Below are 25513 nucleotides of genomic sequence, written 5' to 3'. Positions count from 1 at the left end.
TTATGTCAACTTTTAAAAGAGTACATCTGATTGTTATGGATTCTGTAGGGATCGGCGAAGCGCCGGATGCAGCAGAATTTGATGATTTTGATGTAGATACCTTCGGTCACATTGCACGTGAACGCGGAGGTCTGAAAATGCCTCACATGGCCAGTCTCGGACTGTCCAACATCAAAGAAATTGAGGGTGTCCCTGTAGCGGATACACCTAAAGCGTATTACACCAAGATGCAGGAAGCATCTAGAGGCAAAGACACCATGACAGGTCACTGGGAGCTGATGGGTCTTTACATTGATACACCTTTCCGTGTGTTCGAGAATGGTTTTCCCGATGAGTTGATTCAGCGTATTGAAGAGAAAACGGGCCGCAAAGTAATTGGTAACAAACCGGCCAGCGGCACGGAAATTCTGGATGAGCTGGGTGCGGAGCATGTTGAAACTGGCGCGCTCATCGTATATACATCCGCGGATTCGGTTCTGCAAATTGCAGCACATGAGGATGTTGTACCATTGAAAGAGCTGTATGAGATCTGTGAGTTCTGCCGTGAAATTACACTTGAAGATCCGTACATGCTCGGCCGCATTATTGCACGTCCATTCGTAGGTGAGAACGGTGACTGGAAACGTACTGCGAATCGTCATGACTATGCACTTAAACCTTTTGGTCGTACGGTGATGAATGAACTGCAAGATGGCGGATTTGATGTGATTGCCCTGGGTAAAATCGCGGACATCTACGATGGTGAAGGTGTGACCAAAGCTGTTCGTACCGTCTCTAACATGGACGGCATGGACAAGTTGTCCCAAACGATGGATGAAGAGTTCACTGGACTCAGCTTCCTGAACCTGGTTGATTTTGATGCCTTGTACGGTCACCGTCGTGATCCGCAAGGTTATGCTCAGGCGCTTGAAGACTATGATGCAAGGCTGCCAGAGATTTTTGCCAAAATGACCAACGATGACCTGCTGCTGATTACAGCTGACCATGGTAACGATCCAACTTACCGTGGTACAGACCATACACGTGAATATGTACCGCTGCTTGCCTACTCTCCGCGCTTCAGCGAGGGCAAACAGCTTGCTCTGCGCAGCACATTTGCTGACCTTGGCGCAACTGTAGCCGAGAACTTTGGAGTGAAAATGCCGGAATACGGCACCAGCTTCCTTAAAGATTTGAAATAGGTTTTAAAACTGGATAGGGGATGTCGGAGTAGTTGAGGCTGCTCCGGTTCCTGCCATCATAATAGACTAAATATATAACTGGAGGAGATTCATTCATGAGTACACATATTGGAGCAAAACCCGGAGATATCGCAGAAACAATCCTATTGCCAGGAGATCCTCTGCGTGCGAAATATATTGCAGATACGTACCTTGAAGATGTTGTATGTTACAACGAAGTTCGTGGAATGCTCGGTTACACAGGTACATATCAAGGCCACCGGATTTCGGTGCAAGGTTCAGGGATGGGCATTCCGTCCTTTGCAATCTATGCTAACGAATTGATCAGCGAATATGGCGTAAAAAACCTGATTCGTGTAGGAACTTGTGGCGGTATGCAGGAGCATGTACGTGTACGTGACGTCATCCTTGCACAAGCAGCATGTACCGATTCCAGCATGAACAAACATGTATTTGGTGGATATGACTTCTCCCCAATCGCTACGTTTTCTCTGCTGAAAGAAGCATATGACCGTGCAACAGCTAAAGGCATGAAGATTCATGTCGGTAACGTGTTCAGTTCCGATTCTTTCTACCGCGATGATCGTTCCATCACTGAGAAATTGATGAAGCACGGCGTACTCGGCGTAGAGATGGAAACAACAGCACTGTACACCATCGCTGCCAAGTTCGGTGTTAACGCACTGACCATCCTGACGGTAAGCGACCACTTGCTGACAGGCGAAGAAACATCTGCCGAAGAGCGCCAAAAAACGTTCAACGACATGATGATCGTTGCTTTGGACACAGCAATCACACTGTAATTGTTATTCATAATCAATTGATGTGGATCGAAACTTTTGTTTTAAGCACGTAGTGAAGGACCCGGAATCGATTCTGAAGAAGCAAAGCGTTCGCCTTTGTCTCCGAGTTTTCTCCATTGCAAATGGAATCAAAAAAACTTGGAGACAACAGCGATCGAAGGAACGATCCGGAGCCGGAACGGACAAACAACAAAGTGTTCTATACAATCAATACACACACAAGGAGAGATCATCATGAGAATGGTAGATATTATTGCCAAGAAACGCGACGGAAAAGAACTGACAACAGCTGAGATTGATTTTGTTGTTCAAGGATACACACAAGGAGAAATCCCCGACTATCAAGTCAGCGCATGGGCGATGGCGGTATTCTTTAAAGATATGACAGACAAGGAACGTGCCGATCTTACTATGTCGATGGTGAATTCCGGTGAAACGATTGACCTGTCCGCTATCGAAGGTATCAAAGTAGACAAGCACTCCACAGGCGGTGTGGGCGATACAACAACACTGGTACTCGCTCCGCTTGTTGCTGCGCTGGATGTTCCTGTTGCCAAAATGTCCGGACGTGGACTTGGTCACACGGGTGGTACAACAGACAAACTGGAATCCGTTGCTGGCTTCCACGTAGAGCTTGAAAAAGAAGAGTTCATTCGACTCGTCAACGAACATAAGGTTGCGGTTATCGGACAAAGTGGTAACCTTACGCCTGCAGACAAAAAGCTCTATGCACTGCGTGACGTAACAGCTACCGTTAACTCCATTCCACTGATCGCCAGCTCCATCATGAGTAAGAAAATTGCAGCAGGTGCTGATGCAATCGTATTGGATGTTAAAACGGGTGCTGGTGCATTCATGAAAACAACGGAAGATGCTAAAGAATTGGCACATGCCATGGTAAGCATCGGTAACAATGTTGGCCGTAAAACGATGGCTGTTATCTCCGATATGTCCCAACCACTGGGTCTGGCGATTGGTAACGCGCTTGAAGTGAAAGAAGCCATCCTCACACTGCAAGGTAAAGGTCCAAAAGATTTGGAAGAACTGTGTCTGGCACTTGGACGTCAGATGGTATTCCTTGCTGGCAAGGCAGATTCCTTGGAGCATGCTGAGGAGAAATTGAAAGAAGTGATCCAGAACGGTAAAGCACTGGAGAAATTCAAAGATTTCTTGGCAAACCAAGGCGGAGACGCTTCGGTTGTGGATCATCCAGATCGTTTGCCACAAGCACAATATCTGGTTGAAGTCCCAGCAGACAAAGACGGCTATGTTGCCGGAATCGTAGCTGACGAGATCGGAACTGCAGCAATGCTGCTCGGCGCAGGCCGTGCAACAAAAGAGTCTGAGATCGATCTCGCGGTTGGTCTGATGCTGAACAAAAAAGTCGGAGACCCAGTCAAAGCGGGCGAGTCCCTCGTAACGATCCATGCCAATCGTGAAGACGTAGCAGATGTCATCGCGAAGATCAAAGAAAACATTACAATTGCAGATCATGCCGATGCTCCTGTATTGGTTCATGATATCGTAACGGAATAATCAGAGCAGACGAGATTTAATCTCATGTCTGACTGAACATGAAAGCCCCAAAGCGATGTAATCCATAGCTTTGGGGCTTTTTGTCGTTGAAAAGTATGCTGTTAGTTATTGCGGCAACTACTGGCTCTTTATTTTCTCATACGCCATCACCGAGTCCGCGTTGGTATAAATATAAGGCGTGGATGGCTCAGCCACAGGTGTCACCTTTGTTGCCCGAATCTCAATTGTATCCTTACCGTTCACCTGGGCAGAGCTGATGCTACCATCGATTTGCACCCAGCTATCTGTAGGGAAGCTATTCGCTTCTGGGATGTGAATCATCACGCCGAAGGGAGCTGCATCCGCGGGGCAGCACATGACGAGAAATCGTCCCAGTGCAAAATGTGATTCATGATCCATGCTTTTATCTCGATAAACGAACCCGGTTAACGAGATATCTTTGCCTGCAAATTGTCGCTGGAACATGTCGATCGTACCGAGTGTTTCAGAGAAAATTTCAGGATAGACTCGAATGACCTGTTCTGCATACAACTTCTCAGCCAGTTCTGCGAATTCGCGGCTATACTCATCCGGCGGTACAAATTGCACATTGGTGGCCGATGTAGATGTAACAGCGGTTTGTTGCTGTTTTTGCTGTGCAAGATCTTGTACATTTAATTTTGCTGTTTCAGGTATAGGCTCTTTTCGACGAATCTCGGGAGGTGCATAGGTGAGAGACATCCCTTTCTGACTGGCCATAGAGCTGCCGAGAGCCCGATCAGGTAACAGAAACCCCAGCAACAAGGGTATGGCTATCAGACCATATACCATTGAGCTGCGTAGGAATCCGGAAGGTGGTGGATGTTCGCAGTCGCAATGAACTTCGTTACTACTGAACAGTCCATGCCATGCCATGATAACGGCAATAAACATTAAGGGAACAGGGCAGCATAATAGCAGTTTTTGCATGGTAGGAGCCAAATAATAATGAAGCGAGTCACTTGAATTCAAATGAATAATGTATACCGCAAGACCGCCGATCCAGACCGCACGGATCAGGTTATGCCATTGGATGACGTGTGACCTTGGAACAGGAGGTTTGGTCACCGTATAGATCGTGTGGTTCATAACATCACCTCATTTCTATTAATCGTCAGGATGAAAGTTCATGAGATTAATTATTTAGGTCATGAAGTATGTTGCTCAACCTTTAGACCAGCAGATTAATCAACCACGAGCCGGCGAAGACGAGCGTGATAATGGCTAGACTTAGACCAATAACAAACCGGGTACGGAAGGTCGAGAGCAGCATCAGGGTGCTTTTGAAATCCAGCATTGGACCAAGCACAAGGAAGGATACCAGCGGCCCAAGTGCAAACGTATGTGAGAACGCAGAAGCCACAAACGCATCAGACGTGGAGCAGAGAGACAATACATATGCAAATCCCATCATGAACACATAGGAGGCAATAGGGCCATTGCCAAGTGAGATGAGATCGCTGCGGCTAATGAATGTCTGGATGCAGGCTGTAATCAGGGCACCGATCACCAGATATTTGCTCATATCGACGAATTCATCTCCGGCATGAATGAAGAAGCTGCGCCAGTTTTTCACATGGTTGTGGTCATGAGCATTTGCGTGTGCATGAGCATGAGGTTGAGCCATTTTAAATCCAGGATGTGTCTTGACCTCTGTCACTGCGACTTTTGGCAACCGAAGGGGATTTCGACGAACAAACACATACACAAGCATGCCTATGGAAGCTGCTACGGCAAAGGCCAGTCCCATGCGGGCAATGGTAATCTCAGGATGGGAGGGAAAGGCGAGCAAGGTTGCGGTAAATACGATGGGATTGACTACGGGACCACTCAGAATGAACGTCACTGCAATATAGGCTGGCATGCCTTTGTGCATCAACCTTCTCACTACCGGGATCATGCCACATTCACAAATGGGAAAAATAATACCAAGCAACCCTGCGACCAGCACACCGCCGATCGGATTCTTGGGCGTGAGTTTGCGGACCATTTCTTCGGATACAAACCATTGCATGAGCGAGGACAATAACACACCCATGAGCAGAAATGGTGCGGCTTCAAGAAAGATACCTATGAATACGGTTTTCATATTTTGCAAAGCTTCACTGTTCCATGCTTCCTTCAAGTCTGGAGCCATTGTGATCAACACGGGAACAAGAAATGCACAAGGGACCAGGAAGGACAGGAGCTTCAGATTGGCTGCCATTTTCATGAAACAGACCTCCACAACTAGGACTTTGCTAAAATATATGCTTGTACGTGCGGCAACATACATCATTCCTAGGTTCTAATCAACATTTTTACGATTAATCAAGATTCTTCATCATATTAGAGTTGACAACCTAAAGAAAATTGCGGTATAGTTCGGATTGATCATCATTAATAGTAATAATTACGATTAAAGTTACAACTTAAACAGAGTGGAGGAAGCAGAAATGTCAGATCAGCAGGTTCAAGAGCGGGTTCCAGTAACCGTACTTAGTGGATATTTGGGTGCAGGCAAAACTACACTTCTCAATCATGTGCTTCATAACCGCGAGGGGATGCGGGTTGCTGTTATCGTTAATGATCTCAGTGAGGTTAACATCGATGCAGGTTTAATACGAGATGGTGGAGGATTATCACGTATTGATGAGAAACTGGTAGAGATGTCCAATGGTTGCATTTGCTGCACCTTACGGGAGGATCTGCTGAAAGAAGTTGAGCGGCTGGCGCTTGATGGTTCTTTTGACTACATATTGATCGAATCGACGGGTATTGGTGAGCCGGTACCTGTTGCGCAGACGTTTACGTATATCGACGAGGAACTTGGCATTGATTTGACGAAATTCACCCGACTCGACACGATGGTTACGGTAGTCGATGCTGCTCAGTTCTGGCGTGACTTTTATTCCAAAGAGACATTGAAGGATCGTGCACAGCAAGCGGGGGAGGACGATGTTCGCGGAATCGTTCATCTGCTGACGGATCAGGTGGAATTCTGTGATGTGCTGATTCTGAACAAATGTGATTTGGTTTCGGAGAAAGAACTTTCGAAGCTTGTGAAGGCACTACATGCCATGCAACCGGAAGCCAAGCTCATTCGAACAACACATGGGCAGATTGATCCGAGAGAGATAATGAATACGGGACGTTTTGATTTTGAAAAAGCAAGCCAGTCCGCGGGTTGGATCCGCGAATTAATGAAAGAGGAACATACCCCGGAGACTGAAGAATATGGAATTCATTCATTTGTCTATCATCGTAAACGTCCATTCCACCCGGAACGATTGCTGCGTTGGATTGCGAAATGGCCAGATAATATCGTGCGATCCAAAGGCCTGATGTGGCTGGCAACAAGGAACCATATGGCGATCTCTTTCAGTCATGCAGGCACATCAAAGCAGCTTGCGCCCGCAGGAATATGGGTAGGTGCGATGAGTGAGGAGGAAAGGCAACTTCATTTTGGCGACACGCTGCCAAGCATACCAGACTGGGATGATGAGTGGAGTGACCGTGTAACCAAATTAGTATTTATCGGCATTGATATGGATCGGGTAGAGATTGAACGTACATTGGATGAGACTCTTCTTACGGAGGAGGAAATGGGGATGAACTGGCGTGAACTGAAAGATCCTTTTCCAGCGTGGAGTTGAAGTGAAAAGAAAAGATCTTCAAGTGCAATAATGCCCCTGAAGATCAATGATTATAATGTATTAAGGACTTTAGCTAAAGTACAAATCGCCAAGATAAAAATCACCGTTGCCACTTTTTTGCGGACTAAACACAAAGGTAAGGTACACTCCATAGGAACCTGTCCATCCTTGTGGATAATAAATGGCTTTGTAACTGTGTCTTGTTTTGGTTTTGTCATTCATTGCAATCACTTTAAAATCAGCTGATTTCACATTAATCAACTGATCAGCATATTTAGTCAGCGTTTTTTTATCATTTGCTGCAATGATACCTTTGACTGTAGTCTTAAATTTATCTTTCTGGGATTGCTTACCCAGATCAAAAATGTCGATCTCGGGATTTTCAATAACTTTAGCATCTATGTATTTATCAAATTCACTAGTGCTTCCTGTTTTAAGTGCTTTACCATACATTTTGATCAATGTTAAAGATTCTTTTTGCAATTTGACTATCATCTGAGCGTCAGTTCCAGTCATCTTGATTGAGCCAGAAGTGCTTGAGTTACTTGAACTACTTGGTTTACTTGAATCTTCAGAACCTTTGGTACCTGTACTGCTGTTATTACTACTCGAACTGCTTGACTTACCGCTACCTGAATTAGTGATACTTACAACTTTGTTGCTAACATTCAGAGATACGTTGGCTCCCAGCGCTTCTGCTGTGGTACTTACAGGCAGGTAAACATCACCGTCATATACCAGTGCATTCAGTTTGTCTCCGGCTTCATTCTTGGGTGTCCAAGACAAACCGTTTACTTTAAAGCTAATGTTGCTGTCGAGTGCTGCTTCAATATCTTGAATTCCGTTTGAAGCTGCTACACCGAGGGCACCGAAAGCCAAACTGCATGCTACCAATGACCCAATAAAAGTTGATTTTTTGATCTTCATCTAGTTCCTCCGTAGGTAAAGTATAATGATACCAAAGCAGTATATCATATGTAATTATAATGTGCATACAAAATTTTACTTTCGCAGATATGGAGTTGACAAAAGAAAAGGCATAGGCTACTATCATTAAATAGTAATAATTACGATTAAATAAGAGGAGGCAACAACCATGAGAGTCATTGTAACCTTAGCTTGCACCGAGTGCGGGGACCGCAACTACACAACAACCAAGAACAAACGGAACCATCCGGAGAGACTTGAGATGAAGAAATACTCCCCACGTTTGAAGAAAATGACGATCCACCGGGAAACCAGATAAAATTTTTTTGTTGTTTTTAAATCGTAATATTTACGAAAAGAGGGATTGGCATGATTCTATCATCCATGCGTGATGTTGTATTTGGATATGGCAAAGAGCCGGTCATTGATCAACTGTCGCTGGATATCCATGTGGGAGAGTTCATAGGCATCACAGGTCCCAATGGTTCTGCCAAAACGACCCTGTTAAAGCTGCTGCTAGGGCTATTGAAGCCCTGGAGCGGCACGATACATATGAATCCGCAGTTGAAACGTGGGAACAAGTTCAATATCGGTTACGTGCCCCAGCAGGTTGCATCGTTCAATAGTGGATTTCCCAGTACGGTGATTGAACTTGTTCGGTCAGGATGTTACACCAGGCTGGGACTATTCCGCAGCTTCACAGCAGAGCAGGATGCCATCGTTGAACGCAGTCTGCGGGAAGTTGGCATGTGGGAATATCGGAATACACGTGTCGGTGAGCTGTCCGGTGGACAAAAGCAACGGATCTGTATTGCAAGAGCTATGGCTGGGCAACCGCAGGTTCTGGTACTGGATGAGCCAACAACGGGAATGGACCGCCACAGCCGTGAAGGGTTTTACAATCTGATGCGCCACTATGCTGATGTTCATGGGTTAACGATTATTATGGTTACTCACGGACTGGAAGAGATGGGAGATCGATTGGATCGAACGATTACTTTGGAGCGGCAAGAAAGTGAGGAATGGCAGTGTTTGAATACGAATTCATGCAACGTGCCTTCTGGGCAGGTGGACTGATTGGAGTCATCGCTCCAATTCTCGGGGTATATCTGATGCTCAGGCGGCAGGTCCTTATGGCAGACACGTTATCCCATGTCTCACTCGCAGGGGTTGCGCTCGGTTCGGTCATGAATCTTAACCCGGTGATCTGCGGATTCGCGATTGCAATTATTGGTGCATTACTGGTTGAACAACTTCGGCGAAGTTACCGAACCTACAGCGAGGTACCTGTGGCGATCATCATGACTTCAGGGCTGGCTCTTGCTGTGGTACTAATGAGTCTCAAAACCAATTTGTCCAAGACCTTCAGCTCATACTTATTTGGATCTATTGTCGCGGTTAGCGATATACAATTGTGGATGATGGCAGGAGTATGTGTCATAGGTTTACTTTTTTTCATCCTGCTCCGGAGACCGTTGTATAGCTTTACGTTTGATGAAGAGACAGCTTCCATTGGAGGCGTTCAGGTGAGAGGTTTATCGTTTGCATTTGCCATTCTGACAGGAATGACTGTAGCTTCAGCGATGCCGATTGTCGGTGTGTTGCTGGTGTCTGCTCTCATTGTATTACCTGCTGCCTTGGCACTGAGAGTGTCTCGCAGTTTTACAGCAGCGATTATTGTCGCGGTAATTACAGGATTAATCGGTATTTTTAGCGGGCTCACAACATCTTACCATCTAAATACACCACCGGGAGGAACAATTGCACTCATCCTGTTGGTCATCCTATTGACTGGAATATCAGCGCAAAAGCTGATTGCACGATATAACCGCAAGCGTCACCGTAAACAAACGAAATCACAGCACGTCATTCTGGTCAACCATTCTAGGAGGAATACATCACATGAAATTCAGTAAAAAAGCTACGCTCGGATTGTTGTTTAGTCTTACACTTATCGTCGCAGGCTGCGGACAAAAATCCGCTTCTGATGCAAATACAGCTTCGACAGGCACTTCCGTTCCAGTCGAGACGGAAACCGCAAAATTAAACGTGCAGGTCAGCTTCTACCCGATGTACGAGTTCACCAAAAATGTGGCAGGTGATCTGGCAGAGGTGCATACCCTCGTTCCAGCAGGAATGGAGCCTCATGATTGGGAGCCCACACCACAAGATATTGCCAGCATTGAAAAAGCGGATGTGCTTGTATACAACGGTGCGGGTATGGAATCATGGATGGATCAGGTCACCGGAAGTCTAAGCAACGCTTCGCTCATTCAGGTGGAAGCAAGCAAGGGCATCAACCTGCTTGAAGGTGGAGAGCATGATCACCATCATGAAGATTCAGAGGCAACAGAACATGACCACGATCATGACGCCGAGGCAGAAGAAGGACATGGGCACGATCACGGTGGATTTGATCCTCACGTATGGCTGTCACCTGCATTGGCTGTAAAAGAAGTGCGCAATATTGAAGCAGGACTGGCGCAGGCTGCCCCGGAACACGCTGAACAGTTCAAGCAGAATGCAGATGCTTACATTGCTCAACTGGAGTCACTGGATCAGGACTTCAAGGCGGCTGTGACGGATAACAAACGCAAGGATTTCATCACACAACACGCTGCATTTGGCTACCTTGCCAAGGAATATGGATTGCAACAGGTGCCCATCGCAGGGTTGTCTCCTGAGCAAGAACCTTCAGCAGCGCAGATGGCATCTGTCATTGATTTTGCAAAAGAGCATCAGGTGAAGACCATTTTCTTCGAAACACTAGTTTCATCCAAAGTGTCTGAGACGATCGCGAGTGAAGTGGGAGCCAAAACGGCTGTATTGAACCCGATTGAGGGACTTACCGAGGAGGAGATAGCGGCGGGAATGGACTACATCAGCGTGATGAGACAAAATTTGGAGGCTCTAAAACTGGCGCTGAACGAATAATAAAAGATCGATTTGATGCCTCTCACCGAAAAAGGTACAATAATACAACATGCTGAGGAATGGATCGCCATTCCTTTGCCTTTTTGCAAAGCAGAGAGCACAGGGATGTGCTCTCTCTTTGTTGAATAAGGTGACCGGATCGAGGAGAACAGGAGGACGCATTGCATGAATTTAAATGAGGAACATGAAGTGCTGTTAAGTGAACAGCCTGCCCATCTGTGGAGACGGCGGAAGCTGGAGCTGATGCACTGGACGGAACGTGACAAACATACAGTATCCGCGAAGAAAATAGAGATTTGGAACGGTGTTGAAGTTGATGCCGAACTCGTGAAGGCATTGTCCATACTTCAGAGTGCGGGCGTGAGGACGGAATTTTCATGTGCAGGGGTGAGTCCGCTTGATGAACCTGTCGATCATTCCCTTTATGCTTATGTTACCCTGATACAAAGTGAGGTTGCAGATCAATTCGTACACTATGCTCTACGTCGGATGCGGAATCGACTGCTCGTTACGCTAGAGGCCGAAAAGGGCCGCTATGATCTGTCTTCTTTTTTCATTGGACACAATAGGAGCTTCTGCTGGTGGATGGAGCACTGTGCCCTACAGTTTGGAAGCCGAAACGAATCGAGTGAAAAAGCGTAGTATAAGGGATAGGCTTGTTTATTTGAAGGTAAAGGAGGTATGGCACGATTGAATAAGTGGGTCAAAACGATACTTTTTCTACTAGGCTCCGTCTTTCTTACACGATTCATCCCATTTTCGTCCTTGTTCCGTAACCTGGATACGATGATTCACGAATTCGGTCATGCACTAATGACACTAGTATTGTCCGGTAAAGTGCTGCGCATTGAATTATACGCTGATCATAGTGGTGTAACTTACTCTTCCATGCTGACGCCAGGCAGATCGATCCTGGTTTCTCTGGCGGGATATATCAGTGCATCACTGTTCGCCTTGCTGTTGTTTTACTTATACCGCAAAGGCTTGCACATGTGGGGACTCGGTATTATGACGGCTGTCGCTCTGGTGTCACTCTTGTTATATGTAAGAGGGGAGTTCGGCATGTTATGGCTGACCGGGTTCATCGTACTGAACGTTGTCATGATGATTTTTGGCGCCAAGATCGTCAAATTCTATTATCTGATACTGGCGTTTCTTACGCTGGAAGAGTCGGTCGTGAGTGCTGTATACGTTGGATTCATGTCATGGACTCAGCCTTCACGGGCAGGGGATGCAGCGAACCTCGCTCAGCAGACATTCCTTCCGGCGTTATTCTGGGGAACGTTGTTTGCTTTGTTTGCACTATGGTGTGCCAAGGGAGCACTCGGTCTCTTTTTCCGCAAAGAAGGTACTTCGCGACCGTCACGGTCTCGGGGATTACGAAGAGCGTAACGGATATAAGTTATATAAAAGCAAAGAAGGCACTTCCTTTCTTCATAAAAGGATAGTGCCTTTTGTTTATGGACTTACATCTGATATTAAAGTCTGATATTAAAAATATCGAACCTAATCTCCGAGATTATCCCATAACACATAAAAGTAATAAATCTCTTCCATAATCGCCTTATCATCCTCTGCCGCAACGCCGCCCTTGATCCGAGCAAGGGTGCCCAGAATATCATATATTGTTTCACGCTCCACACTGAACTGAATGCGGTCGACGATTTTTTCCCAGGCCTGCATTGCGTAATCGACTTGAGACTTGGCTTCAGTCCATTTTTTACCCTCAACCTGTTTCTCTAATGTTTGTATAGATTCAAGCAAGCGATCATCGTTGCCAAAGGGCTTTTTGAGAAAGGCTCCGCTAGCCATAATTGCAACGAACACAAGAATGAGGAAGATCGGAAGCACATATAACAGCCAGAAACGCGTTTTCATTCAACCGCCTCCTTGATGTAAAAAGTTTAGAAAGGTCCCTCATAATCGCCCATATCGATTTTTTCGGTGATTTTATCCTTGAACAGGTCAACATACAATTTGTCATTGGGTAATATGGCTGCAAAAGCGATATCCTGTATCGTGATGTTTTGCTTTTTCAGCTGCTCACTGAGCCAGTTAGTATCTTTGTTTCTTTCCTCCAGATTTTGCTTAATCAGCAGGCCATCAATAATAATCTCGGTCATCAGCTTGCTTTTGGGCGGGTGCATATGCATGTCTTTTGCGGTTACCGGTTGATTCTCAGGTTTCAATACAACCGAAAGGCTGCCATCCGGTTCCAGAATCGCATAATCCAGCGTTGTAATATCAAATACATCCTTTTGCCGCAGCATCATGGTCAATTCGTCAAATTTGACTCGCATTTTACTCAGGTTCTGTTCGAGAATTTTACCGTTCTGGATGATCAATGTAGGATCAGAGTCCATTAGTTTGGAGATGGTGCGATTCTTCAGTGTAATGTACTGAAAGATGATCGTAATGATTGTGAAAATGGTCAAGGCCACAAAATGAATCCACGCCTTGGAGGAAAGATCGGTTGCAAAAGTCCCCGCAATGGAACCGATTGTGATGCCGTTAATGTAATCAAAATACGTCAAGTTACCCATCTGCTGCTTGCCTAGCACCCTTGTATAGATGATCAGAGTCAGAAAGGCAATAATAGACCGTACGGCAACAACCCAAGTTTCTTCCATCATATATGTATCACCTTCCTTTCTTTCACCGTAGCTGTATTAAGAAGTTGTTTAAAATGTTTGCTTTTGAACACGTATTATAACAAGCTTTTCCTATGCTGGAGGATCTTATGCTTGAACGCAAAAAACCGAAACCTGGGTAAGTATCCCAGGCTTCGGTTTCAATTACTACCTATATTAGTTGAACTGATTCATTTACACGTAACGGAGAGGAAAGAAGAAACCTGAAAAAGCGAAGCGCTCGCCTTTATCCCCGGATTTCTACTTCTGAAAAGTGAATCGATAAAATCTGGGGATAACAGCGATGGGAAGGTTGTTCTTTCATCGGAGTGTCAGTGTAATAAATCGTTATACACCAGAATACGCCATAAATCCGCCATCTACCGGGATGACTGTACCAGTGACAAAGCCGGACTGTCTTTCATCCGCAAGCCACATCAATGTGCCAAGCAGGTCTTCCGGTTTGCCAAAGCGGCGCATGGGTGTATGAGCAATAATTTTACTGGAACGTTCTGTTGGTGAGCCGTCTGGTTGTAGTAATAGATTACGGTTTTGCTCAGTCAGGAAAAACCCGGGTGCAATAGCATTGACACGAATTCCGGATTCGGCGAGATGAACGGCGAGCCACTGCGTGAAGTTGTTAATGGCTGCCTTCGCAGCGCTATATGCAGGAACTTTCGTCATGGGCGATGGGGCACTCATGGAAGAAATGTTAATGACAGTGGCAGGAACATCGCGCTCTATCATATGTCTTGCAAAGATCTGAGTAGGGATGAGGGAACCGACAAAATTCAGATCCATCACCTGACGAAACCCCTCTACACTTACATCGAAAAATGTAGTGACATCGCTCTTTTCCAGATCTTCCAATCTGAAAATTTCATTTGTAGTGTTGGCACTGGCGTTATTGCCACCCGCGCCATTGATCAGAATGTCGCATGGCCCAAGCTGTTCCAACACAGTATCTGCCGCCGCTTGCACACTATCGGCCTGGGTTACGTCACAGGCAATAGCAATCGCTCTGCCACCGGCAGCTTCAATTGCAGCTACTACTTCCTGCCCCTTGGACACAGTACGGTTCAAGATGGCTACACTTGCACCGTGCCGAGCGAGTTCTTCCGCCATGGAGCGGCATAGCACTCCGGCACCTCCAGTGATTACAGCCGTTCTGCCATTGAGACGAGATGAGCGTTCATATTGGTGTTCACTCATGCTTTTGCCCTCCTTTGCAGGGAATCCCAGACGCCCCAGAGATACATGATCCCCAAAGCCCGGTCATACAGTCCATAACCAGGTCGGCACTGTTCTCCCCAGAGATGACGACCGTGGTCGGGTCTTGCATAACCTTCATAACCGATATCGTGATAAGCCTCAACAACCCCCGCAATATCAACACTGCCATCCTGACTGCGATGTGAGGTTTCGATAAAGTCGCCGTTTTCGTAGATTTTGACATTACGAATGTGGGCAAATGGAATCCGATCCTTGAACTCGTGTATCATCCCGATAATGTCATTATCAGCATTCGCTCCCAAAGAGCCACTGCATAGTGTCACGCTGTTGTAAGGGCTATCATAAAGATTCAAATATTTCCGAACATTCTCCTGACTTGTAATAATCTTTGGTAATCCAAAAATTGGCCATGGCGGGTCATCCGGGTGGATGGCCATTCGAATCCCCAGCCGTTCGGCTGTAGGCATAATCTCTTGCAGGAAATAACGTGCGTGCTCCCACATATGATCCTCAGTTACATCCTTGTAGGCTTCGAACAGACCTGTTAAATACTGCAATCGTTCCGGTTCCCAGCCTGGCATGGTGAGTGCGGAGTTTTCCGTAATGCGTCGAACGAGTTCTAGAGGTTCTATATCTGCGAGTTTACTGTGCTCATAGAAGAGGGCAGTTGAGCCATCCTCCATTTCCTTGTGCATATCCGTGCGAAGCCAGTCGAAGATCGGCATAAAGTTGTAACAGATGACCTTCACACCAACTTGAGCCAGTTTCTCCATTGTTTTAATATAGTTGGCAATGTATTTATCCCTTGATGGCAGGCCCAACTTGATATCCTCATGGATGTTCACACTCTCAACGACATCCAGATGTAACCCGGCCTTGTCCGCTGCTGTTTTGACAGCGAGTATTTTGTCCATTGGCCATTCCTCGCCAGCAGGAACATCGTGCAGTGCCCACACAATACCTTCAACACCCGGAATCTGCCGGATATGATCCAGCGTTACCGTATCATTGCCTTCGCCGAACCAGCGAAAAACCATTCTCATCACGTTCACCTCATCATGAATAGTAGGAAGAAAAAATTCAGTCATTGAAAATAGGACGGATATGTATCCTGCAGGACAGCCAAATCGGTGACAGTTAAATGCAAGTGTTCCTGCATCAGTCGCTCTGCTGTGTCGGCATCATGCTGCTGAATGGCCTTGACCATAGACCGGTGCTGTTCAATCAGGTGATCCCACTGGTGGTCCGAGGACAGGCGTAACATGCGACTTCGATTCAAATGTACATTCATCTGCTGGATAACAGTCCAGGTGTTGCTTTTATTGCAGCCTGCAAAAAGAGTGCTATGGAATTCCTCATCCAATTGGAACATTCGTTCATCATCCGGTTTGACCCTGCATTCCTGTTGCCACGCAAGGTTCTGTTCAAGTGCCATCATCTGTTCGTTCGGAAAGTTCTCGCAGGCGAGCCTGATTACGGCTCGTTCGAGCTGTTCACGCATGAATCGTGCTTCCTCAACGAGATCGACCTGAATCAGAGAGACGTATGTGCCACGCTGTGGATACACTTCCAGCAGACCTTCCTGTGCAAGTCTTACAAAACTTTCTCGAACAGGTGTCCGGCTGACTTGGAACTCCAGCGAAATTTCCTTCTCAGAAATAGCTGTTCCCGGAGGCATTTTCAGACTCAAAATGAGTTGTTTCAGCGTGAAGTATACGACATCTCGCGTTGAGTAAGATTGCTTATTCATGGAAGACATACTACTCGCAACAGGCAACAAACCGGCTTTGGATGATAACTTTGGGGTATATTCCACAACTTCAACTCCTTCATTGACATACTACCATACTTGTATGGTAGTATGGAAGCGCTTTATCGGCATTATATTAAATTTAGTTGATGATTCACTTGCAGTTCAAGGTAATGGAGAGTAGAATTCAGTTTATAAGGTTCGAATGTTTAAACGAACAGACATCAAACAGAGAAAATATACGTAGAAATAATGAAGAAGAAATAGTATAGAGGTGAAACCATGGGACAAAAAGCAATTAGTGTTTTTCAAACCTGTATTCCGTTATTTCAGGTGTTAAGTGACAACCATCGTCAAGCCATTTTGCTGACACTCACCGAGAAGGGCAGAATGACCGTGAATGAAATTACCGAACAATCCAGCCTATCCCGGCCAGCTATATCTCATCATCTCAAGCTGTTGTTAGAGAAGGGGCTTATATCTGTGGAACAGAAGGGCACACAGCGTTATTATTCGGCTTCATTGAATGCATCGGTGGAACTGTTGAAGGAACTGGTAGCTGCTTTGGAAGAAGAGTGTCTGTAGATTAATCGTGACAAAACATGCTTTTGCATGTGCTTTATAGGTTCGTATGTTTAAACATTTAATCCATAATAAACAGAGGAGTATGTATATATTATGACAACGACGATACAGGAAGTAACCAGTCATGAAGTTGAACAGATTTTGGAGCAGCAACGACAGTTCTTTCGTTCCGGGGCCACAAGATCGGCAGAAGCTCGAATTGCCCGTCTGACCCAACTGAAGCAGGCCATTCAAAAGTACGAATCCAGACTGACAGAAGCTCTCTATCAGGATTTGGGCAAAAGTGAGTTCGAATCCTACACAACCGAGATCGGATTTATGATGGATAGCATCACACACACCATTCGTAAAGTGAATAAATGGGTGAAACCCGTTAAAGTGAAAACGCAAATGGCACTCCTGGGTTCGAAAAGTTATATCATACCCGAACCCTACGGGGCGGTTCTGATCATCGGACCGTTTAATTATCCATTTCAACTCTTAATCGAACCATTGGTAGGTGCTATTGCGGCAGGCAACACAGCCGTACTCAAAGCGTCAGAGAATACACCTGCGGTGTCCGCTGTTGTACGTGAGATGATTGCGAGCGTGTTCGAACCCTCATACGTACAAGTGCTTGATGGTGCAAAAGATACAACGACAGCGCTGATTAACGCGCCATTCGACTATATCTTTTTTACAGGCAGTGTACCGGTAGGCAAGATTGTGATGGAGGCAGCTGCCAAAAATCTCGTTCCTGTTACGTTAGAACTGGGAGGCAAAAGTCCGGTCATCGTTGATGAACAGGCGGATATCAAAGTAGCGGCCGAGCGCATTATATGGGGCAAACTGCTCAATACAGGACAGACCTGTATCGCACCCGATTATTTACTTGTGCATGAGCGCGTGAAGGAACCGTTAATTACGGAGATGAAGGCAGCAATCGTGTCTTTCTTTGGTTCGGATATCCAGCACAACAAGGACTATGGGCGAATCGTGAACAAGGGACATTTTAAACGTCTGACGAATTTGATTGAGCGGGATCAGGCCAAAGTGATATATGGGGGAGCTTCGGATGAGGAAGATCGTTTTATTGAACCTACACTGATTGATGCGGAGTCTTGGGATGCAGCGACGATGGAAGATGAGATTTTTGGACCGATTCTGCCGATCATTAGCTACCGTAACCTCGATGAAGCGATTGTAGAAATCGTAAAGCGGCCGAAACCACTCGCTTTGTATCTGTTTACTTCCGACACCCGGGTTCAGGACAAAGTGCTGCGCGAAGTTTCTTTTGGAGGCGGCTGCATTAACGATACCATCACACATGTAGCGAATCCACGTCTGCCGTTTGGCGGTGTTGGTCATTCTGGTGTTGGCTCGTATCATGGGCAGTACAGCTTCGAAACCTTCTCCCATCTGAAAAGTGTACTGAAAAAAAGCACCAAATTGAATCTGCCAATTCTATATCCACCGTATGATAACAAGCTGAAGTTGATTAAGCGTTTGTTGAAATAAAAAATAAGAAAGACAAACAGCCTGCTACTGGACTTCATTCCAGAGCAGGCTGTTCCTGTCGGTAACGGGATGGTGACATGCCGGACCAGCGCTTGAATTGACGACTGAAATGGGCAATATCCTTATAACCAAGCATGACGGCAATATTCTGAACGGACAGCTGCGGATTGCCCAGAAGAAGCTTCGCTTCATGCAAAACCAATTGGGACAATACAGCACGTGGAGACTGACCGAACACCTGCTTGAACACGCGATTACAGTGAGAAGAACTGATGCCCAGCTCTGCTGCAATATCATCAATGCCATAGTGACCATTCGATTCATGTCCCTGTTTGAATTGCTGACTCATCAGGCCTTGCAATCGATTACGAATCTGGTGGGCGAGTTCGATCTTTTCATGTCCGTCGGTAAACCATTGCGCTGCCTCTTGCGAGACCGCCTCCCACAGATGGCCAAATAGTTCGAATACTGCGGATTGCAGCTGCATACGCTGCACCATCGTATTTGTTGTTTCATCATCCGCAGATGACATCAATTTGCGTAAAACTGGCTCAATCTGCTGTGTAACCGGACTATCCGCGCTGAATCGTACTTGTTTGATGCGTGCCAACAACGATAGGAACAACTGATCATCAATATCAAAGTGCATACAAAAATACGTGAATCCCTTGCCGTTATGGCTCTGACTGGAATGAATGCTTCCCGGTGGAATCAGGAGCAGTTCGCCAGCCTTTTGAATATAAAGGGTACCGTTCACCATCATGCGTTGCTCGCCTTCGGTAACATAATTCAGTTCATATTGAGGGTGCTCATGCGCCGGATAATCCCAGTCCGTACCAACACTCCGTAAATGAATGGCGAACAGATTGACGGTTGTTTGCACATCTGGATAAAAAACTTCATGGACACTTTCTCCCAAAGCAGGAGGTAAATACGTTGAAGACATGGAAGATCCCCCTTTATAGAGGTTGTTCAAAAATGTGCGATTTTGATTACGCACTTATCTCAAATGGAATGATTTTTTTGTAACCGCTTTAATCCATTATAGTCTATCAGCTTGATTTGGGTAAATATCCGATTGATTTGATCATGGTCTGAGGTGGAACCACGTGTTAGGATGGGGCTAATGAAAACGTATGCAAACGATTTTGAGAGGGGTTATGATTCGTGAGCACATCGAAATCCATCTTTTATAATGCACATCACGCACCGATTGGTGCTTTTGCGAGTTTTACACTGGGTTATAAAGGAGCCAAAGGCGGGCTGGGTCTTGAACTCGGCAAGCCGGCTGACCAGAATGTATATATTGGATTACAATCTCGCGATGGCGACAATTATCAGGCGCTTCCTTTTTATGAAGCTTCCGAGGATGAGAGCAGCCGCTATGATGTAGAAAAGTTGGAGAATGGGGACCCGGCGTCGACAAACGGGACCAAAGTTCCACAACCTCTTGTTACGGCTTTTCGCGATGAAGATATTACACGTGAATTTACCTCAGGTACGGATACGTGGACTGCTGGAGATCTGACGTTCCGTATCTACTCGCCTGTACGTCCAGTACCTGATCCAACGAATGGGGATCGTGAAGAATTAATGGATGCACTCGTACCTGCCGTATTGGTTGAGATGACGATTGACAATACGGAAGGTCAACAAGCACGCAAAGCCTACTTTGGCTATCAGGGCAATGATCCGTACTCTGCGATGCGTCTGATTGGGGGACCGGAAGGTGGCTCCATCACAGGTGTGGGACAAGGTCGACTTACAGCGATTATGTCAGCAGATGACGGACTGTGGCCAGCACGCGGATTCACGCTGGAGAAGCTCTTGCAGGAGAAACATCGGGATAATCTGGCATTTGGACTTGGCTCAACCGCTGCACTACTGATGGAGGTACCGGCTGGAGAGAAACGTACGTATCAATTCGCCGTATGTTTCTATCGCGGGGGCATTGTGACGACCGGAATGGACACAACGTATTGGTATACGCGGTACTTTTCCGATATTCAGGCAGCAGGAGAGTATGCACTCCAACGCTTCAGTGAGTTGACCGCATCCTGTGGAGAGGTTGAACAGCGCCTCGGATCGGCTGCTTTGACCGAAGATCAATCATTCATGCTTGCTCATTCCATTCACAGCTATTATGCCAGTACCCAACTGCTGGATGCCGATGGTGAGCCACTATGGGTGGTGAACGAAGGGGAGTATCGGATGATGAACACACTTGATCTAACGGCTGATCAGTTGTACTTCGAGCTTGCCTTAAATCCATGGACGGTGCGTAATGAGCTGGAGTGGTTTGTGAAACGATACAGTTATACGGATCAGGTTCGTTTCCCGGGGGAAGAGAAGTTATATCCGGGCGGAATTACCTTTACCCATGATATTGGTGTTGCCAATGTGTTCTCACGCCCGGGACACTCGGCATATGAACTGGTTGGCATTGACGACTGCTTTTCACAGATGAGCCACGAGGAACTGGTGAACTGGCTCTGCTGCGCGACCGTATACATTGAACAGACACAGGATCAAGCATTTGTGAAAAACATGCTTCCTGTTATCCAGGATTGCTTCGAAAGTATGCTTAATCGTGACCATCCTAACGCGGAGCAGCGTAACGGTCTGATGGGTCTCGATAGCAGCCGTACCCAAGGTGGAGCAGAAATTACAACTTACGACAGCCTGGATGTGTCACTGGGTCAGTCTCGCAATAATATCTATCTGGCGGGTAAATGTTGGGCGGTCTATGTTGCATTGGAGAAGCTGTTCGCAACGGAGAAGTTGGCGGGTCTGTCACATCAAGCAGGGCTTCAGGCGGATCGCTGCGCAGCCAGTATTGCTGTACAGTTGACGGATGGCGGCTACATTCCGGCTGTTATTGCAGAAAATAATGATTCCAGAATCATTCCGGCGATTGAAGGTCTTGTATTCCCTTACTTTACAGGCTGTGAAGCAGCATTGGATGTCAATGGTCGTTTTGGACCTTATCTGAAAGCACTCCAAACTCATCTGAAGACGGTTCTTGTACCGGGAACATGTCTGTTCGAAGATGGTGGCTGGAAACTGTCCTCAACAAGCAATAACTCGTGGCTGAGCAAAATCTATCTGTCCCAGTTTATCGCTAGAGAGCTGCTGGGTGTGGAATGGAATGAGACAGGCAAGGCAGCAGACGCCGCTCATGTCAACTGGCTGCTGCATCCGGAGGAATCCTACTGGTGCTGGAGTGACCAGATCCTGTCTGGTGTAGCAGTTGGCAGCAAGTACTATCCGCGTGGTGTAACGTCGATTCTATGGCTACTCGAAGGAAAAGGGAATCGCCTTGCACAGATCTATGCTATCAAGGAGGCGGTACAATGAACCAATCTATCGTTCAATCTGCTTTGTCAGGTCCACAGTATGATGCATGGCTGGGGTATCACTCCGAATTGCCAAAAGCGAATGGAATTGCCCGTAAGAATGCTCCTCCGTGGAGCAAGCGGATACTGGCGGAAGAGAAGCATGGAGTAATCACAACAGCGCTGACCGAACTTACACGGGGACTGGAGAAGCTGTATGGCGTGAAACCGACAGTCAGTCAGCTGTCTGATGCTCAGCAAAGTGAGCGGCACAATCACGATTCCGATCCCGCCATACGAATCGGTACTTGGACAGGGAGCGATTCGGTGGCTGCGTCGTTCAGTGAGACAGAGCGTTCTGCTGTTCAAGGAGAAGGGTACATCATTCGTGAGAGCGAGGGTGTGCTGGTCATTGGTTCAGAGACTCCCCAAGGTGTATTGTATGGTGCATTCCATCTGCTTCGGGAACTGACAATGGATCAAGGAAGTGCAAGTGAGGCGGATGTCGCTGTGAGTAAATGGAGTTTCATTACAGAGCAGCCTACCAATGCGCTACGGATGATCAATCAGTGGGATAACGTGGACGGCAGCATTGAACGTGGTTACGCAGGAGACTCCATTTTCTATGATAACGGGGAATTCACACTGGACTTGGACCGCATCAGGGACTACGCACGTTTGCTCGCTTCGACAGGCATTAATGCCATATCGATCAATAATGTCAATGTACACCGCCGTGAGAGCTTGTTTTTGACGGAACGTTATCTTAGTGATGTGGCGAAGGTTGCCGCTGAATTCAGAGCGTATGGTATTCGATTGTTCCTGAGCGCCAACTACGCGAGTCCAATTGAGATTGGTGGATTACGTACGGCTGATCCGCTGGATGCGCAGGTACGGGAATGGTGGAACATGCAAACGGCCAAGGTGTACGCAGCGATTCCGGATTTTGGCGGTTACCTGATCAAGGCAGACTCCGAGAATCGTCCGGGACCGTTCACGTATAACCGTGATCATGCCGATGGTGCGAACATGCTGGCTGAAGCCCTTCGGCCTTTCGGTGGATTGGTCATCTGGCGTTGCTTCGTCTATAACTGCAAGCAGGACTGGCGGGACCGTTCCACTGACCGTGCACGTGCAGCCTATGACCACTTTACGCCGCTGGATGGGCGTTTTGCCGAAAATGTCATTTTGCAGATCAAAAACGGGCCGATGGACTTTCAGGTGAGGGAGGCGGTATCCCCGCTGTTCGGAGCCATGGAAAATACGAATCAGGTGATTGAATTTCAGATCACACAGGAGTATACCGGGCAACAACGTCATCTCTGTTATCTGGTTCCCCAGTGGAAAGAAGTATTGGACTTTGACACATACGCCAAAGGCGAAGGTTCAGAGATCAAACGCATTGCGGATGGTTCTCTGTATAAACGACCTCACAGCGGCTTCGCCGCAGTATCCAATATTGGTGCAGATGCCTGTTGGACAGGACATCCCCTCGCGCAGGCGAATCTGTATGGATACGGAAGACTTGCGTGGAATCCGGAGCTGTCCGCGGAAGAAATTGCCGATGAGTGGGTGAGACTCACATTTGGACATGAAGACGAAGTTGTGCGGCAAGTTACGGGCATGCTTTTGACTTCACTAGATATCTATGAAAATTACACTGCGCCTCTCGGTGTGGGTTGGATGGTTAATCCGGAACATCATTACGGGCCGAATGTAGATGGGTATGAGTATTCCAAATGGGGAACGTATCACTTTGCCGATTGTCATGGCATTGGTGTAGATCGAACCGTGAACAGCGGTACAGGATATACCTCACAGTATCACCCTGAGAATGCTGATCGTTATGAGTCCGTAGACACCTGTCCGGATGAGTTGATCTTATTTTTCCATCACGTGCCGTACACCCATGTTCTGCATTCGGGTAAAACGGTCATTCAGCATATTTATGATACACACTTTGAAGGTGTTGCGCAGGCGGAGGCGTTAGCCGAGACATGGAGAGGGCTGGAGGGCAAAATCGACCCGGTCATTTTCAGTAAAGTTGCTTCATTACAGGACAACCAGGCCGAACATGCGAAGGAATGGCGGGACATGATCAATACGTACTTTTATCGCAAGAGCGGCATTGCGGATGAACAAGGCAGAACAATCTATTGATTGGTGATGTGAAGAAAGAAGATACCTTGTTATCTTTGATGTACAATAGACAGCATGGACATACATGAGGAGGAGAACCGTATGGGACAACATCAACTGCCCGAGACGATGAAGGCCGCTGTCATGACAGAGCCAGGGCACATTATTATTGAGGAACAACCCGTCCCGCAACCGGCAGCGGATGAGGTGTTAATCCAGGTGATGGCTGTCGGGGTGTGTGGCTCGGATGTGCATTATTTTGAACATGGACGCATTGGCAGATTTGTGGTGGAGAAACCGATCATTTTGGGACATGAGTGTGCGGGGATCATTGCTGCAGTTGGCTCGAACGTATCACGTCTGAAATCAGGGGATCGGGTTGCTATTGAGCCTGGAGTGACTTGCGGACGTTGCATGGCATGCAAGGAAGGTCGCTACAACCTGTGTCCGGATGTACAATTTCTGGCGACCCCTCCGGTGGATGGGGCATTTGTACAATACATGGTGATGCGTGAAGATATGGTATTCCCGATCCCGGATCATCTGTCTTATGAGGAAGCAGCTATGAACGAGCCATTCTCCGTTGGTATTCACGCTGCACGCCGCAGCAAACTGGCTCCGGGTACAACCCTGGCGATTATGGGCATGGGTCCCGTTGGACTCATGGCCGTGGCTGCTGCCAAATCTTACGGTGTAGAGAAGATCATAGTAACGGATCTGGAGGATGTTAGGCTGGAAGCAGCTCGCCGCATGGGTGCCATGCATACCATTAATGTGCGGAATGAAGATGCGCTGGTTGTGATTCGCGAGTTAACAGGTGGTGTGGGTGTGGATACCGCATGGGAAACAGCGGGGAATCCAAAGGCGCTACAATCTGCTCTGTATTCACTTCGACGTGGAGGGAAACTTGCGATTGTGGGCCTGCCTGCACAGGACGAGATCGCACTCAATGTTCCATTTATTGCGGACAATGAAGTTGATATCTATGGCATATTCCGTTATGCCAATACGTATCCGGCAGGAATTGAGTTCCTGAGCTCCGGCCAGCATGACGTGATGTCCCTGATTACAGTTCGTTATCCACTTGAAGAGACACAGCAAGCGATGGAGCGCGCATTACACAATAAAAGCGGCAGTCTGAAGGTCATGGTATATCCGAACGGTATGTAAGAACAACCTGGAAGAGTCCTGCGGTATAGGACTCTTTTTTTTTTGTTTTTTTTTGCAAAAAAGTATGGGTCAAGCTCCCATAACATGGTATAATTCATGAAGATTTTAATATATAAATGGATACACACCATATTGGTGAA

Annotated in this window: 24 protein-coding genes; 15 read left to right on the top strand and 9 right to left on the bottom strand. The window is 46.8% G+C overall.

Annotated features, from left to right (window positions below; translation table 11 throughout):
- Window positions 1-2: 2 nt before the first annotated feature.
- The 3 genes from deoB (at window position 3) to MHB85_RS16935 (ending at window position 3520) form a co-directional block, all read left to right on the top strand.
- On the top strand, window positions 3-1181 hold the full coding sequence (gene deoB / locus MHB85_RS16945; protein ID WP_192131194.1) for a phosphopentomutase: 1179 nt from the start codon (window positions 3-5) through the stop codon (window positions 1179-1181).
- A 95-nt stretch (window positions 1182-1276) separates the two neighbouring features.
- Window positions 1277-1984, top strand: coding sequence for a purine-nucleoside phosphorylase (deoD, locus tag MHB85_RS16940; protein WP_149846707.1), 708 nt, complete (start codon window positions 1277-1279; stop codon window positions 1982-1984).
- Window positions 1985-2218: 234 nt separating this feature from the next.
- Entirely contained in the window at window positions 2219-3520 is a 1302-nt protein-coding gene (locus tag MHB85_RS16935; protein WP_036613808.1) for a pyrimidine-nucleoside phosphorylase, read from the top strand.
- Between the two features lie 117 nt (window positions 3521-3637).
- On the opposite strand, the gene MHB85_RS16930 is transcribed toward MHB85_RS16935, so the two are convergent.
- Together MHB85_RS16930 and MHB85_RS16925 are read right to left on the bottom strand one after the other, a co-directional pair.
- Window positions 3638-4627 (bottom strand): TIGR03943 family putative permease subunit, encoded by a 990-nt coding sequence (locus tag MHB85_RS16930; RefSeq protein ID WP_341073290.1) that lies wholly within the window; start codon window positions 4625-4627, stop codon window positions 3638-3640.
- A gap of 82 nt (window positions 4628-4709) precedes the next feature.
- Entirely contained in the window at window positions 4710-5750 is a 1041-nt protein-coding gene (locus MHB85_RS16925) for a permease (RefSeq protein ID WP_105599043.1), read from the bottom strand.
- A gap of 223 nt (window positions 5751-5973) precedes the next feature.
- Between MHB85_RS16925 and MHB85_RS16920 the strand changes: the two genes are divergently transcribed.
- Window positions 5974-7173, top strand: coding sequence for a GTP-binding protein (locus tag MHB85_RS16920; protein ID WP_192131198.1), 1200 nt, complete (start codon window positions 5974-5976; stop codon window positions 7171-7173).
- Window positions 7174-7242: 69 nt separating this feature from the next.
- Here MHB85_RS16920 and MHB85_RS16915 read toward each other — a convergent pair whose 3' ends face one another.
- Window positions 7243-8100, bottom strand: a complete 858-nt coding sequence (locus MHB85_RS16915) for a stalk domain-containing protein (RefSeq protein ID WP_036673729.1) — start codon at window positions 8098-8100, stop codon at window positions 7243-7245.
- A 169-nt stretch (window positions 8101-8269) separates the two neighbouring features.
- Here MHB85_RS16915 and rpmG point away from each other — a divergent pair, with 169 nt between their 5' ends.
- From rpmG to MHB85_RS16885, 6 genes are all read left to right on the top strand, one after another.
- Window positions 8270-8419, top strand: a complete 150-nt coding sequence (gene rpmG, locus MHB85_RS16910; RefSeq protein WP_036613813.1) for a 50S ribosomal protein L33 — start codon at window positions 8270-8272, stop codon at window positions 8417-8419.
- A 50-nt stretch (window positions 8420-8469) separates the two neighbouring features.
- Window positions 8470-9177, top strand: a complete 708-nt coding sequence (locus MHB85_RS16905; protein ID WP_105599041.1) for a metal ABC transporter ATP-binding protein — start codon at window positions 8470-8472, stop codon at window positions 9175-9177.
- Entirely contained in the window at window positions 9123-10016 is an 894-nt protein-coding gene (locus MHB85_RS16900) for a metal ABC transporter permease (RefSeq protein ID WP_192131200.1), read from the top strand. The genes MHB85_RS16905 and MHB85_RS16900 overlap by 55 nt, the downstream gene beginning before the upstream one ends.
- On the top strand, window positions 10003-11034 hold the full coding sequence (locus tag MHB85_RS16895; RefSeq protein WP_192131202.1) for a metal ABC transporter substrate-binding protein: 1032 nt from the start codon (window positions 10003-10005) through the stop codon (window positions 11032-11034). The genes MHB85_RS16900 and MHB85_RS16895 overlap by 14 nt, the downstream gene beginning before the upstream one ends.
- 165 nt (window positions 11035-11199) lie before the next feature.
- A complete protein-coding gene (locus MHB85_RS16890; protein WP_341073289.1) occupies window positions 11200-11676 on the top strand; it encodes a hypothetical protein in 477 nt (158 codons plus the stop codon).
- A 48-nt stretch (window positions 11677-11724) separates the two neighbouring features.
- The gene (locus MHB85_RS16885) at window positions 11725-12426 is read left to right on the top strand and encodes a M50 family metallopeptidase (RefSeq protein ID WP_105599038.1); all 702 of its coding nucleotides are present in this window, start codon (window positions 11725-11727) and stop codon (window positions 12424-12426) included.
- 114 nt (window positions 12427-12540) lie between these two features.
- Here the strand turns inward: MHB85_RS16885 and MHB85_RS16880 are convergent, their stop codons facing one another.
- From MHB85_RS16880 to MHB85_RS16860, 5 genes are all read right to left on the bottom strand, one after another.
- On the bottom strand, window positions 12541-12912 hold the full coding sequence (locus MHB85_RS16880) for a DUF4363 family protein (RefSeq protein ID WP_192131204.1): 372 nt from the start codon (window positions 12910-12912) through the stop codon (window positions 12541-12543).
- A 26-nt stretch (window positions 12913-12938) separates the two neighbouring features.
- Window positions 12939-13664, bottom strand: a complete 726-nt coding sequence (locus MHB85_RS16875) for a DUF421 domain-containing protein (protein WP_076318141.1) — start codon at window positions 13662-13664, stop codon at window positions 12939-12941.
- Window positions 13665-14012: 348 nt separating this feature from the next.
- On the bottom strand, window positions 14013-14876 hold the full coding sequence (locus MHB85_RS16870; RefSeq protein WP_192131206.1) for an SDR family oxidoreductase: 864 nt from the start codon (window positions 14874-14876) through the stop codon (window positions 14013-14015).
- Window positions 14873-15940: a mannonate dehydratase gene (gene uxuA, locus MHB85_RS16865; RefSeq protein ID WP_017688206.1), complete on the bottom strand. Its 1068-nt coding sequence runs from the start codon at window positions 15938-15940 to the stop codon at window positions 14873-14875. The genes MHB85_RS16870 and uxuA overlap by 4 nt, the downstream gene beginning before the upstream one ends.
- 41 nt (window positions 15941-15981) lie before the next feature.
- Window positions 15982-16656, bottom strand: coding sequence for a GntR family transcriptional regulator (locus tag MHB85_RS16860; RefSeq protein ID WP_091019605.1), 675 nt, complete (start codon window positions 16654-16656; stop codon window positions 15982-15984).
- Between the two features lie 273 nt (window positions 16657-16929).
- Between MHB85_RS16860 and MHB85_RS16855 the strand changes: the two genes are divergently transcribed.
- Window positions 16930-17232, top strand: coding sequence for an ArsR/SmtB family transcription factor (locus MHB85_RS16855; RefSeq protein ID WP_076331658.1), 303 nt, complete (start codon window positions 16930-16932; stop codon window positions 17230-17232).
- 93 nt (window positions 17233-17325) lie between these two features.
- On the top strand, window positions 17326-18729 hold the full coding sequence (locus MHB85_RS16850) for an aldehyde dehydrogenase (protein ID WP_091019444.1): 1404 nt from the start codon (window positions 17326-17328) through the stop codon (window positions 18727-18729).
- 34 nt (window positions 18730-18763) lie between these two features.
- Here the strand turns inward: MHB85_RS16850 and MHB85_RS16845 are convergent, their stop codons facing one another.
- Complete coding sequence (locus MHB85_RS16845) at window positions 18764-19675, bottom strand: AraC family transcriptional regulator (RefSeq protein WP_105599034.1); 912 nt, start codon at window positions 19673-19675, stop codon at window positions 18764-18766.
- Window positions 19676-19896: 221 nt separating this feature from the next.
- Here MHB85_RS16845 and MHB85_RS16840 point away from each other — a divergent pair, with 221 nt between their 5' ends.
- From MHB85_RS16840 to MHB85_RS16830, 3 genes are all read left to right on the top strand, one after another.
- Window positions 19897-22086, top strand: coding sequence for a glycoside hydrolase family 52 protein (locus tag MHB85_RS16840; protein WP_341073288.1), 2190 nt, complete (start codon window positions 19897-19899; stop codon window positions 22084-22086).
- The gene (locus MHB85_RS16835; protein WP_341073285.1) at window positions 22083-24224 is read left to right on the top strand and encodes an alpha-glucuronidase family glycosyl hydrolase; all 2142 of its coding nucleotides are present in this window, start codon (window positions 22083-22085) and stop codon (window positions 24222-24224) included. The genes MHB85_RS16840 and MHB85_RS16835 overlap by 4 nt, the downstream gene beginning before the upstream one ends.
- Before the next feature lie 81 nt (window positions 24225-24305).
- Window positions 24306-25373, top strand: coding sequence for an NAD(P)-dependent alcohol dehydrogenase (locus tag MHB85_RS16830; protein WP_341073284.1), 1068 nt, complete (start codon window positions 24306-24308; stop codon window positions 25371-25373).
- Window positions 25374-25513 lie beyond the last annotated feature (140 nt).

The organism is Paenibacillus sp. FSL K6-4396, assembly GCF_038002525.1.
GTDB classification, from domain to species: domain Bacteria; phylum Bacillota; class Bacilli; order Paenibacillales; family Paenibacillaceae; genus Paenibacillus; species Paenibacillus amylolyticus_B.
Note: the sequence above shows the minus strand (reverse complement) of the source record. Positions and strands in the feature narration are given on the sequence as shown.

What these genes read in the sequence shown, in the direction of transcription:
- MHB85_RS16870 (WP_192131206.1), bottom strand. Translation starts at nt 14,876, where the DNA reads ATGAGTGAACACCAATATGAACGCTCATCTCGTCTCAATGGCAGAACG.
- MHB85_RS16835 (WP_341073285.1), top strand. Translation starts at nt 22,083, where the DNA reads ATGAACCAATCTATCGTTCAATCTGCTTTGTCAGGTCCACAGTATGAT.
- MHB85_RS16930 (WP_341073290.1), bottom strand. Translation starts at nt 4,627, where the DNA reads ATGAACCACACGATCTATACGGTGACCAAACCTCCTGTTCCAAGGTCA.
- MHB85_RS16875 (WP_076318141.1), bottom strand. Translation starts at nt 13,664, where the DNA reads ATGGAAGAAACTTGGGTTGTTGCCGTACGGTCTATTATTGCCTTTCTG.
- uxuA (WP_017688206.1), bottom strand. Translation starts at nt 15,940, where the DNA reads ATGAGAATGGTTTTTCGCTGGTTCGGCGAAGGCAATGATACGGTAACG.
- MHB85_RS16880 (WP_192131204.1), bottom strand. Translation starts at nt 12,912, where the DNA reads ATGAAAACGCGTTTCTGGCTGTTATATGTGCTTCCGATCTTCCTCATT.
- MHB85_RS16900 (WP_192131200.1), top strand. Translation starts at nt 9,123, where the DNA reads ATGGCAGTGTTTGAATACGAATTCATGCAACGTGCCTTCTGGGCAGGT.
- deoB (WP_192131194.1), top strand. Translation starts at nt 3, where the DNA reads ATGTCAACTTTTAAAAGAGTACATCTGATTGTTATGGATTCTGTAGGG.
- MHB85_RS16895 (WP_192131202.1), top strand. Translation starts at nt 10,003, where the DNA reads ATGAAATTCAGTAAAAAAGCTACGCTCGGATTGTTGTTTAGTCTTACA.
- MHB85_RS16845 (WP_105599034.1), bottom strand. Translation starts at nt 19,675, where the DNA reads ATGTCTTCAACGTATTTACCTCCTGCTTTGGGAGAAAGTGTCCATGAA.
- MHB85_RS16850 (WP_091019444.1), top strand. Translation starts at nt 17,326, where the DNA reads ATGACAACGACGATACAGGAAGTAACCAGTCATGAAGTTGAACAGATT.
- MHB85_RS16925 (WP_105599043.1), bottom strand. Translation starts at nt 5,750, where the DNA reads ATGAAAATGGCAGCCAATCTGAAGCTCCTGTCCTTCCTGGTCCCTTGT.
- MHB85_RS16830 (WP_341073284.1), top strand. Translation starts at nt 24,306, where the DNA reads ATGGGACAACATCAACTGCCCGAGACGATGAAGGCCGCTGTCATGACA.
- MHB85_RS16905 (WP_105599041.1), top strand. Translation starts at nt 8,470, where the DNA reads ATGATTCTATCATCCATGCGTGATGTTGTATTTGGATATGGCAAAGAG.
- MHB85_RS16860 (WP_091019605.1), bottom strand. Translation starts at nt 16,656, where the DNA reads ATGTCTTCCATGAATAAGCAATCTTACTCAACGCGAGATGTCGTATAC.
- MHB85_RS16935 (WP_036613808.1), top strand. Translation starts at nt 2,219, where the DNA reads ATGAGAATGGTAGATATTATTGCCAAGAAACGCGACGGAAAAGAACTG.
- deoD (WP_149846707.1), top strand. Translation starts at nt 1,277, where the DNA reads ATGAGTACACATATTGGAGCAAAACCCGGAGATATCGCAGAAACAATC.
- MHB85_RS16915 (WP_036673729.1), bottom strand. Translation starts at nt 8,100, where the DNA reads ATGAAGATCAAAAAATCAACTTTTATTGGGTCATTGGTAGCATGCAGT.
- MHB85_RS16855 (WP_076331658.1), top strand. Translation starts at nt 16,930, where the DNA reads ATGGGACAAAAAGCAATTAGTGTTTTTCAAACCTGTATTCCGTTATTT.
- MHB85_RS16920 (WP_192131198.1), top strand. Translation starts at nt 5,974, where the DNA reads ATGTCAGATCAGCAGGTTCAAGAGCGGGTTCCAGTAACCGTACTTAGT.
- MHB85_RS16890 (WP_341073289.1), top strand. Translation starts at nt 11,200, where the DNA reads ATGAATTTAAATGAGGAACATGAAGTGCTGTTAAGTGAACAGCCTGCC.
- rpmG (WP_036613813.1), top strand. Translation starts at nt 8,270, where the DNA reads ATGAGAGTCATTGTAACCTTAGCTTGCACCGAGTGCGGGGACCGCAAC.